The organism is Defluviimonas salinarum (assembly GCF_026013545.1).
Taxonomy (GTDB): domain Bacteria; phylum Pseudomonadota; class Alphaproteobacteria; order Rhodobacterales; family Rhodobacteraceae; genus Albidovulum; species Albidovulum salinarum.
Genome location: NZ_JAPDOG010000059.1, coordinates 1 through 10,653, shown reverse-complemented (window position 1 = coordinate 10,653; position 10,653 = coordinate 1). Strand labels below are relative to the sequence as shown.

Here is a 10,653-nt window from a genome sequence, read left to right as displayed (position 1 = left end):
TATGTGAAGAGCGCGTCTGCCGGGGCGCGACGCGTTCCCCACACTCAACGACATGCACGCTCAACTGGCCGAGTTTTGCTCCGCCACGTGGACGGTTTTTACGCCGCCGTTGACAACCACGGGCGGCGATCACATAGCCGCCCGTTATGCGCAGCACAGATTCGCCCCAGATCTATCAAGAGCTTAAGCTTCTATCTCTAAGGTCACTTGGAGATCTCGACAATTGGTAGTCGGCCGAAAACTACCGTGGGCGGGAAGTTCGCGCCTTCCACCGCAACCGGCCTTGAAGGAGTACGCCGCTCGGCACGAGATGAATAGCCTTCGTAGCCAATTGTCCTACAACTCAGATGGCCTCACCAAGGTGAAACTGGTTTTCACTTTGCCGCAAATGCCCCATATCCATGCAAACTGGTATTGAGGTATAGGCGGAACTCTTGGGCCTAAATATTGATGGCAAGCGCTTCGTAGCATTTGACGATTCACACCAACAAAGAGTCGATACCTCAATGGAGGCAAATCCTACACGGGGTCGTGCAGGTCATGTTGATCTACGATTCGTGTTTCGAAGAAACAGAACTGGTGATCTCGACCGAGACGGAAATCCTCTGATTTATGCGATGAAGGGTATGAACGGCTACCGAATAGTTCCAATGTACCGCCGGATGTTCTTCCGTCGGGCAAAGGAAATAATCGAGACGATCTCGGAGGATCTGGTCGCCGATTTCGTTATGCCTGTTCCGTCGAGCTACGGCTTCTGCAATGAGTTCTCACTCCTCCTGTCTGAGTGGCTGGGCATCCAGCATATCGTGCCAGACTTTCTCGGCAAAAGAACTATCGGTGGGATACTTGAGAACGGCATCGTTGAGCCGCAAGCTATCGAAAACAAGCGAACCAGGACCTTGTATGCCTCACAGCTGGCGGCATGGAGAAAGATGGACGCTGATCAGCATATCGCCATGAAGGAACTTGACCCCAAGATCAGACCCCTGTTCCAGCCCTTGGAGGTCATGAGCGATGTATCGCACATCGCAGGCGCGAACATTCTTATTGTTGACGATCTGATGTCGACAGGAACTTCGATTAGGTCAGCATCAGAGGCCCTTCGCGCCCGTGGAGTGCGAGCTGACAAGGGTGTATGCTTCCTCAGCGGGCTGTAGGGTCAACAAAATATTGACAAAGTTTTCTTTGACTCTGACGGGAAGTGGACTTAGGTTCTCCTCAGAAGAAGGACCGCACTTACGCCTTGCGGTCCATAAACATCAGGTGTGGCGCAAGCTGCACAGGTCCGAGCGAGCGCCTGGTAGGGCCAACCGATAAGCGGAAGATACTACCGGATCAGGGATCGGCTGATCAGAATTGGAAAGGAGAGCCGAAAGGCTCTCCTTTCTATTTTCAAAGACTTATAGGAAGTCGCGTTCGTAGATCCGCCCCCGCGCCAGTCCGAGCCGCATCGCGGGCGTCTTCTTGTCCGCGCCCGGCTCGCACCAGTTGTGATAGAAGCGGTAGATCTCGACGAGCTTGGCCATCATGGCCGGCTTGTAGAGATACTGCCGGTCCCAGACCTGCCTGACCGTGCCTGAGACGGCTGGCCGGGCGGCGAAGCGGACGTTGCTCCGGAACTTGTGGAAGTAGGAATCGACACTTCTGAGCGTCGCCAGACGCAGGAGGCGCGCCTTCCGGCGGTAGTCGTGATCCGGGCTGTCGGTCAGCAGCCAGATCCGGCGGTTCGGCTCTGATTTCCGTGGGTATGGATACTGGAACCCCGGCCGCAGATCGAGGCCGGCGATCCGCGCGGCCACCTCCTCATCAACGAGATCAGCGAAGTCCTGATCGGACAGCGCCCGGAGTTGCGTCAGGCCGAGGCCGGTCGCGGCCGCCAGTGCGTTCTGGCCGTCGGCCACGACCTGGTTGCGCATGTCGTTGGTCATCCCCTTGTCGAAGCTGACAATGGCGATATCGGCCCGCCCCGCCTTCACCTCGGGCGCGAAGACCGAGCAGAACGCCTGCCGGAGGCCCTTATCGTCATCCATCGCGAGCACGAGCGGCGCGTCGGTGCTGGCGAGGTGTTCGCGGAGCCTCATCGCGTGGGCAAACTGGAGAATGTCGTAGCGCACCAGCACCCCGTCATGGGGCAGTTGGTAGAGTTCGGCCTCGTCGATCTTCTTCTGCGCCAGGAGCTTCTCCAGATGCGCCTCGAACTCGGTCTTCGTCCAGACGCGGGCATGCTCCCGAAAGGCGACGGAGACATCCTCCTCATCGGTCGCCACGGCCCGGATCTCGGCTTCTTCCATCGTCATCGCGGGATCGAGCTGGAGCGACGCCTCCATGATATAGCCGCTCCGCGCATGCGCGCTGCAGAGATGCTGGACCATCACCGGCGCGCGCTTGCGCTTGGTCGGCCAGTTGATCGTCAGCGTCTGGCTGTCGGTCGCGAAGCGTGATCCGGCCGCCCGGAAATCGACCTGCGAGAAGTCCTGGCGCCGCACCGTGAAGGCGCGCACCTGGTCGTAGAAGAAGTCGATCTTGCCGTAGAGATCGCGGTAGGAGATGTCGGCGATCTTCGAAATCTTCGACAGCGACATGTCGTTGCAGAGCATCTGGAAGATCAGGCGGTTCTTGTCGCTCCGCCGGTGCCGCCGTGCGGGCTTGCCTGCCGAGAAGGTCTTCAGGCACAGCCGGCAGCGCCAGCGCGGATCGCCGCCCGCGGTCTTGCCGAACTTCCAGTAGAACTCGGGATGGTTCTCCAGCGAGAGGTCATGGGCGAAACACCCCTCCGTCCGGCATGCCGGCTCGGTCGGATCGCGCTCTTGCAATCCCTTGAGTCTGCGGTGTTCTTCGGCGATCGCGCGGTTGTTCTTCAGCCTGGCGGTCGCGGTGCAATGCGGGCAGCCGAAGAACTCCTCGTGTTGCGCGCCAGAGACCACGCCACGGAGAGCGCCGGGCGGAGCAGGTAGCGCTCCGTTCGGTCGCTTATAGGGGTCGGGATTGACGCCGTAGGAGACGCAGGTAGGTGTCCGGCAGAAGTTGACATCCACGCCTTCGAACGGGAGCGGAAACCGGCGCTCCAGCCCCGCATTAGCTGTCGAAGATATTTTCGAGACACACCCCACCTGACATCTCCCTCTGGATCCGGGTCAAGCGCAGTGTTCGAAAGCAATATTGGCCGCAGTGCGGCCAATAGAAGCTCTTTTTTCAACATTTACCGTCAGGGGCTGGCACGCAGGCCCCGCCTGATATCTACCGCGTGCCATATCGCCCATGGCGCTACATCGGGACCCAGCCTGGGGCGCGGTTCGAGCGACTGAGCAGGAGGCCGGGCGAGAGAAAATACCGCGTCCGCCTTACAAGAGTGGGCGATGATTGCTCATCGCCCACTGCCAATGAAGTCATCAGCGATAGACCCGAAGGCTCGCAATCAGGCCGAGTTGATCGGTGCTGCGGGCCACGTTGATCTTCAGCCCGTTGCGACCATCGACAGTTTGGCCATCGACATTGGAGATTGCCGTTTCCGCATCGACGAAATACTCCGCCGTCTGGAAGCGTTCCTTTTTCTCGCGCGAGTGCCACAGGCAAGTCAGCTCATCTTGACTGACATATTTCGACTTTTTGATCGCCTCCATCAGGGGGCCATAGAAAGTCTCCGGATGAGTGTCGAAACCCAACCGTTCGAGCCAGATCAGGGCTGCGGCGAACGAGGCAGGGCGTAGGCCTGTGGTAGCCCAAGCGGAGGTGTCTCGTGCTTTCGGACGCTGATATTTGGAAACGGTTTCAACCTCAGAAATCTTCACAAGATTCTCTGCGCCCATGTCAAAGACCATCCCACCGAGGTTGGTGTCGAGGGTGTCCAAGTATTCCTCGAGCGCGATGGGCGAGATGATTTCCTGCTTGAGCCACTCTTTCGACTTGGAGATCGTCTTCGCTGACGGATGGGTGTCTTTCGCCCGATCGAGACCCTTCCAGAGGGCTTGGAGAACACGCTGTTCAACATGGTTCGGAGGAAGCTGCTTGTAAGCCGCGACCGGGCTCTTCGGCTCGGTATCCCGAGCCAACTGAATCGAGGTTGCTGCGGAGATCAGCGAGTTCAGGCGGCCCCAGCTTTGTTCGCCGTGCACGCGGGCAATCAACTCAAGCGATTGGCTGTGGCCGATCGTAAGATCAGGTGCAAGAGCCGAACGCAGGCGTTTAGCTTGGGCTTTCGCGATGTCGGGGGTGGCCGGCAGGCCTATGGATTGATCTGTCATGGCAGTTCCTTTGCCTAAGGGTCGTCGAAGTCGAGGGCTCGGTCCATTGCCGCCACGAAGACCCTGGGAAAAGGATGCTCAGTCGCGATCATCTAAACGCATGTTCTTCATGGGAAACCCCGGACCGGAATGGCCATGCGCAGCACAACATGGATATGGGTTCGCGGTGCCAGCGCGCAAGGCGGTCTCAGAAAAAATCTGTACCAAGCGAACTGATCCCCGACTCGAACCCGCTACAGTCAATCCAGGCTTTCGGAGATATTGGTTTCGATGAGGTCGGGACCGTCAAACAGGCAGTCGATGCGGAACTTCAGTTCGAGGTTCAGCCCATTCTTGGCCGTAAACGATGAAACGACACGCGCACGCCCGGAGGCGTGGGTGACATAAGCAAGATCCCACACCCTCGAAAACGAAACAGTCGATGGATGGGTGGCGGCCTGCTTCGCCGCCATCTCACACGCATTCACGGCCGCGTTCCTGGACAGCGGTTCTGTTGCATTGAATTGCTGGTCACCCTCAGCGTCGGAAGGCCTGAACCAGACATTGAAGACATCCACCCCCGTACCGCACGTCACGAAAAAGACCGGATCGCCCGGCTTGCTTCGCGATGGTGACTTCGCGACTGATGACGGGTCTATGGTCGAGCAGTTCCGGTTCTCGACGGCGATCCGGTTCACGACGGACACGATCTGCGGTTTGAATTCCGAGGTGTCCTCGTCCCAGTAGAAATCATCCTCGACATACTTGCGCGAGCCGTTGTCGTTGGTCTCGATTTCGCGCAGCGCCGTATTAGGCACCCAGCCCTTCACGAAATCCAGCCATTCGGGGGAAACGATCTGGACTTCCGTCCACTCGGACTGGGCGCAGATGCGCCTCACGGTCGTCGAGTTGTCGATCTGGTGATACCTGGTCTGTCCAAGCGCGTTCGAAGCCTTCTCGTTCTTGATCTTCGGCGAGGTGTCGTCCGGATCGACATGAAGGTCGTGATCCCCGGTCACCGCAACGACATCATTCAGCGCCAGGCCACCGTCGCCACAGGGCGCCGGAATATCCTCGGAGGGCTGAATCGTCACGGCTACCGCGATTTCCGAGCCGGAGGATGCCTCGGGAGCGGCAGCTTCGGTTGGGTCAGCGCTGCTCGTTGAAATGGCCGGATCCTCGGGTTGACCATCGTTTCCGGACATTGTCACGCCTTCTGGCTCAATGACCGTCAAGCCGATCGTTATTGCCGCAAGAGCCAGGAAAGACAGCCCAACCGACGCAGCCGCGCGGAGTCGGGACCCAAAGGGTTTCAGGGGAAGCAGAACACAAAAAAGGGAATAGGCCCCCCACAGCAGCACAATGAGGATCAGCATTCCAGCGATAGTGTTGATCAATGTCGGTCTCCTATACCTCGGGTGGCGGCATGCCAAAACAGTCTTGGGTCAAGCAATTGAAGGCCATGGTGGTGGCGCGCAGGGCGAGGGTCAATCCATGGCATTGAGGATCCTGAAGGGTCGGACCTGGTCGGACACCGCTGCATGAAGCCCGCAGGTGGGTGGTCATGCTTGCTCCGAAATGTATAGATCCGGAAGGTCCCTGATCCGGACAAGATGACCACGGGTTGTTGACCCCACGGCCTTCGCACCCACCGTCGATATGCGGGCGCGCTCACAGGCCGCCAGCAATGCACGCGGCGAAGTGCCCCGCTGTCGCGCCACGTCTGCGAGTACTGCAAAGGTCGATTGGAAATGGCAGAGATCTTTCGCTTCGATCGCCCAGGACTCCAAGCCGCCCTGTCTGGTCTGTCGGGCGTTCAGCAACCCGATCTTGCACCAATGCGTCACGCATTCATGCTTCCAGCCAGTTGCCGCACTCACATCACGTGCCGTCATCGACCCCGGCAACGCATCTGAAAACCGCGCGTTGACATCTGAGCTCCTGAAAAGGAAGTCGCCGAGCATCCCGTCAGGATCGGCATTTACAGGATGCAAGGTCCCGCCGAATATCGCCTTGTAGATCGCAAGAAGACCGAGTCGATCCGTCGTCCGGCGCAGGGAGACCTCCCTGAACGTCACCGTCGCACCACCTTCGGTTCGATCGCCGGCCTGACCAAGGGCGATCGCTCGGACGGAATTGATGACCGTCGACCGGGAAAACCGTCCATCGACAAGCGGCGCTCGATCTCCGGTTGGAATCTCCCGGATTGCGCCACATTCCAGGAGAAGGGCGAACTGCTTCTTCGAGACGCCGAGCAGGTCCAGCATGTCTGTTGCGGTTACGACATCCGCCCGGGTTCGTGCGATCCGGGCGATGGCGCTCGAAGGAACGAGCGTGTGTCTGTGGCCGAACCCGGAATGATGCACGCGTCCCTCGACGTCACCCGCCGCGACTGCGGCCACGATCCGCTCGGCACGGATGCCCAGTTTCCGCCCGGCCTCGGCGGCGGAGATCCAGCCTTCGTCGCGGGAGCCATCGGTCGAATAGGGGTCACCGAAATTCGTAGCGACCGTCGCGAGGAGCCGCTCCTGAAGAACCCGCGCAAGCCGACCCTCGAACGTGAAGAGCTGCTGGTACCACCGGCCGAGGCGCTGCGGGGCTGTCTGCCCATTTACCGAGGAGCGTTTCCAGCGTCGTGCCACTTCCTTGTCGAAGGCCCCGGGCCAATCCACGAGGATGTCGAGAACGGGAAGCATGTAGCGGACCGTATCGTCGACCGCCATCGGCAAACCTTCCTTGCCCTCTTTGCCTGTCCGCTTGCGGCGCGAATGCGATGACAGGAACTGGAAGAGCCGGTTGATCTCGGGATCCCGCGCTTCGGTCCCAGACATGAGGGCGGACAGGCGGCTCCGACCTGCTGCATAGAGGAGCGCGATCTCGATCTCTCCGGAGCCGGCCGGACAGGTGATCATCTCGGCAAGTGGATACCCACATTGACAGGCGCTGAAGCCGCCATCCTGCGGTGTGATCGGCTCCTGGCACCGGTCGCAGGTGTCGCGCAGCCGGACCCCATGGTCGGGGCAGGCGCTGACCAGGCAGTGCCGCCAAGCCTGTTGCCATGGCCTACCCCCGGCAAGGCAGGCGGGGCAGAACGAATCCCGGTGCGGTCTGTGAAAGCGCCACTCTCGCAAGGGATCCTCAGGGCGGACCTTGGGGGCGATTTCCTCGAGTTCACCGATCTCCACACCAAGTTTCACGGCAACCGTTGGCAGTTCCTCGACAAGCGGACGCCCGTAGGACCAACCCAGCCACGTCGTGAAATCGGATAGCTGGGTATAGCCCTGCGACCGCGCATAGCGACGAAGAAATCCGGAGAGACTCTCGCCCGGAAGGATCGAGAATGTCGCGGGGGTCATGACGCCCCGATGGATCGTAGCGCCCCATAGGTTTCGATCCGGACTGGACGGACCGGCAATCCGGCCTCCTGCATGACCGTGACGTAGGATCGCTCCAGCTCGCCGTCGGTCGGCGGAGTCTCCGCGAACATGTCGGGAAGATTGGCCTGGATCTGCAGCGTGGCCTTCGCGATTCTGGCGAAGTCCTCCAGTCCGATTTCCCGCTTGTCCCCATACATGGTCAAACCATGGTTCAGGAACTCGACGGCGCGGCCGACCCGGCCGCCGCTCGCGCCATAGAGGCGCCGCGCGAGGTCTACCTCGTCGATTTCGAGGGAGTGGCCGGCGTCGCAGAAGGCCTCCATCAGTGGAAAGATCGCACCCAGGAATCCCTCCCGGTCACTGTCGACGGACCATTGATATGGATTAAGTTCGACCGTCCGCATGGCGCGGTCGCGGAGCTGTTCATTGCCGTCAAGCAGCTTCTGGAGTTTTGGCAGGCCAGCAAGGACCAAAACGATGCCCGACGCATCGACAAGTGATTTGAAATGGTCGGTCGCGGCCCGGGCGGAGAGGTTTGCACCTGGTTCTGCACAATGGCTGCATTCATCGAGAAAGAGGACCTCGCGGCCCTCGTCGCTGATTTTCGTGATCAGGCGCTCGCGCAGTCCGACGATTTTCTCGTGCTTGTGATATCCATAGCCCAATGCGGCCAGCATCGCCCGGTAGAGATCTTGGTCGTTCGGTTTCGGAGGAACGATGCCAGAAGCGAAGCTGCAGGTCTGGATCATCGAGTTGGGCCCCCGGACCTGTACGCCGAGGGTGCCGCAGAGATGGGTGATGAGATCCGTCTTTCCGCACCGCGTCGGACCCAGCAGTGGTATGATCCCGCCGCCAGCCGCGCGCGCAAGCTCGATCCGCTCGCGGAGTTCCGTTGTGGCGGTGTGGAAACGGGCATGCTCGATCTGCAAGCCCCTGAAACTCGATGCGGTCGTCATCGCGGTTGCGCCTATTCCCTGCGGTTGGAGATCTTTGCCAGTTTCTGCGGACGGGTCACGGGAATGGCCGGGCGTGCGCCCAAGTCCTTTGCTCCGAGATCGACAGCGGGTCGCTCCATACTTCTGGACAGGATGTCCGCGTCTCGCCGATCTGCCCGCGCCTTTTCGAGGGCCTTGCGCTGAGGCGTGTTGGCGCGGCCTGCGGCACGGTGATACTTGCCGACGAGCGCCGCCAGGATCCGTTCGGCGCTAAGCTCTTCGGAAGGATCGATTTTCAGAGACCGACGGATTCGTTTCAGTTCCTCGGTGGAAATCGCCGGCATTTCCGGGTCTTTTGCCGGTACATAAATTGCTTCGCGAGAGATGGGGTTGATTACGGCGATCTCCCGGATGTCGGTCGGATTAAGCCAGACATCAACCTCGGACGCGCCTTGGGTCTTCTGAATGTACCTCAGTGCTTCAGAAGAATACTGGATGCCGTTGAGTTCGATCCCGTAGCGATGAAGGCGGCGCGTGACTTTCTGCCGGTAGAACATGTCCCGAAGCTCATTCAGCGATGGCGGTTCCGGAATGAAGAACTCCTCTTCCATTCGCCGCCACGCCTCGATCGGACTCTCCCTTCGCCGGAAGACCGACTGAATCCGCCGCCGTGGTGTCCTTGCATAGACATCGAACCGCCATCTTTGCACGTCACGCACGAAGTCATCGAGGGTCAAGAGCGCCTCGCTGGTTGCGCGGTTTGTTCGAGTCTTCGCAGGCATCTCCGCGGTCTGGGTAGCGCCCGGCAACTGCGTCACGAACATTGAAAACGTTCGGAAGAACCGTTCAATGAACGGCTTCTTCTCGGGATGGCCGGGTATCGCGAGTTGCGACTCGATGCCGGTGGAAGCAATCAGACGGCTCAGCAGGTCTCCCTTGTTCTCCGGGCCCTGGTCGGCAACGACAGTGAGCGGATTGCCATGGGCCTGAAACCGGGCTTCGATGCCATTGGCGTCGAAGAAGCTCGCCGGCGTCAGTGTCATGGCTTCCCGAAGCGTCACGGCGGTCGTCAGCCCGCTGGTCCGGTCGAGTGTTACCGTCATCCCAACGATTAGTCCCGTCGCAGCGTCGATCGCGGCAGTCACCCACGGACGGGCCGTCTCTCCATTTTCGCCGACGACGACGAAGACATCCGCCTGGGTCGAATCGATCTCGATCCGGTCGAATGGTGCCTTGATCGTCTGAAACCTTCCGGCCTGGAGCAGACGCTTTCGCGCTTCCTTGCTGCCGAGGCGCATCTTGACGACATCGTCATGGGGCAGGGAGGCGATCAAGCTCTCGACGACTTTACGTCCATGCGAAGCCGGCTCAATCGAGGCGCCTTTGCAGCGGTTAACATAGAGATCGGACGCGACCTTGCAAAGCCGCGACACCGTCATCCGGTCGGAGGTCAGAAACTGCTCTTCGAGCAGATCGAACACGATCTCCTCGAAGATGGGATCATGGCGGTCCCGCCGGTTGCCGGACTGCTCCCGCCGGTCGCGGAGCGCATTCGATCCCTCGCGCAGGAATTTCTCACGCCAGAGCTGGACGGTGCGCACCTTCGGGAAGTCGCGACAACGTTCCTCGTACCGACCATCGTCAAGAAACCCCTGATGGGTCGCGCGGAGGGCGCTCTCCCATGTATGGCCTTCGTTGCGACACTTGGCCACGCGCGTCAGCAGTTCGCGCCGGAACGCCATTTCCTCGGCCACAACTTGGTCGTTGAGTCTCGACCGAAAATCGGGCTCGAGCCCCTCGGACACGTTGCCCAGCGAGATGTGCATGCGGAAGTCCGACGCAGCAATCGCAAGGCGGTCTCCGGACGTGCTTTCGACGAGGATGCTCGGTTTACCCGCCTCCCGACCAAGAACCCGGTAGAGCTCGCTGTCCAGGCGAATGTAGCGGCCATCATAGGCTTCAAGAAGGCTCATAAAGGCAGAACCTGCAGATGGCGCATATCGCCTGAGAACGGCGGAGCAATAGTCGGCCACGGTAGCGGCGGGATGATCCGGCTGCGGGCGGCGTAAAAGTCGGCCACTTTTTGCCCTTTCTGGCGACAGGGAGGGTGGGAGGATTTTC

At 60.1% G+C, this 10,653-nt stretch carries 7 protein-coding genes; 1 reads left to right on the top strand and 6 read right to left on the bottom strand.

Features of this window, described 5'->3' with window-relative positions:
* Positions 1-617 precede the first annotated feature (617 nt).
* Positions 618-1,157, top strand: coding sequence for a phosphoribosyltransferase (locus OM960_RS24750; RefSeq protein WP_264773850.1), 540 nt, complete (start codon positions 618-620; stop codon positions 1,155-1,157).
* A gap of 243 nt (positions 1,158-1,400) precedes the next feature.
* Here the strand turns inward: OM960_RS24750 and OM960_RS24745 are convergent, their stop codons facing one another.
* The 6 genes from OM960_RS24745 to OM960_RS24720 form a co-directional block, all read right to left on the bottom strand.
* Positions 1,401-2,924 carry a hypothetical protein gene (locus tag OM960_RS24745; RefSeq protein WP_264773849.1) on the bottom strand — a complete coding sequence of 508 codons (1,524 nt, stop codon included), beginning with the start codon at positions 2,922-2,924 and terminating at the stop codon, positions 1,401-1,403.
* 465 nt (positions 2,925-3,389) lie between these two features.
* A complete protein-coding gene (locus OM960_RS24740; protein WP_264773848.1) occupies positions 3,390-4,241 on the bottom strand; it encodes a glyoxalase superfamily protein in 852 nt (283 codons plus the stop codon).
* 239 nt (positions 4,242-4,480) lie between these two features.
* Positions 4,481-5,617, bottom strand: a complete 1,137-nt coding sequence (locus tag OM960_RS24735) for a hypothetical protein (protein ID WP_264773847.1) — start codon at positions 5,615-5,617, stop codon at positions 4,481-4,483.
* Between the two features lie 165 nt (positions 5,618-5,782).
* Complete coding sequence (locus tag OM960_RS24730; protein WP_264773846.1) at positions 5,783-7,576, bottom strand: TniQ family protein; 1,794 nt, start codon at positions 7,574-7,576, stop codon at positions 5,783-5,785.
* Positions 7,573-8,553, bottom strand: coding sequence for a TniB family NTP-binding protein (locus OM960_RS24725; RefSeq protein WP_264773845.1), 981 nt, complete (start codon positions 8,551-8,553; stop codon positions 7,573-7,575). The genes OM960_RS24730 and OM960_RS24725 overlap by 4 nt, the downstream gene beginning before the upstream one ends.
* 11 nt (positions 8,554-8,564) lie before the next feature.
* Positions 8,565-10,505, bottom strand: a complete 1,941-nt coding sequence (locus tag OM960_RS24720; RefSeq protein WP_264773844.1) for a TnsB C-terminal domain-containing protein — start codon at positions 10,503-10,505, stop codon at positions 8,565-8,567.
* Positions 10,506-10,653 lie beyond the last annotated feature (148 nt).

What these genes read in the sequence shown, in the direction of transcription:
- OM960_RS24750 (WP_264773850.1), top strand. Translation starts at nt 618, where the DNA reads ATGAAGGGTATGAACGGCTACCGAATAGTTCCAATGTACCGCCGGATG.
- OM960_RS24740 (WP_264773848.1), bottom strand. Translation starts at nt 4,241, where the DNA reads ATGACAGATCAATCCATAGGCCTGCCGGCCACCCCCGACATCGCGAAA.
- OM960_RS24730 (WP_264773846.1), bottom strand. Translation starts at nt 7,576, where the DNA reads ATGACCCCCGCGACATTCTCGATCCTTCCGGGCGAGAGTCTCTCCGGA.
- OM960_RS24725 (WP_264773845.1), bottom strand. Translation starts at nt 8,553, where the DNA reads ATGACGACCGCATCGAGTTTCAGGGGCTTGCAGATCGAGCATGCCCGT.
- OM960_RS24720 (WP_264773844.1), bottom strand. Translation starts at nt 10,505, where the DNA reads ATGAGCCTTCTTGAAGCCTATGATGGCCGCTACATTCGCCTGGACAGC.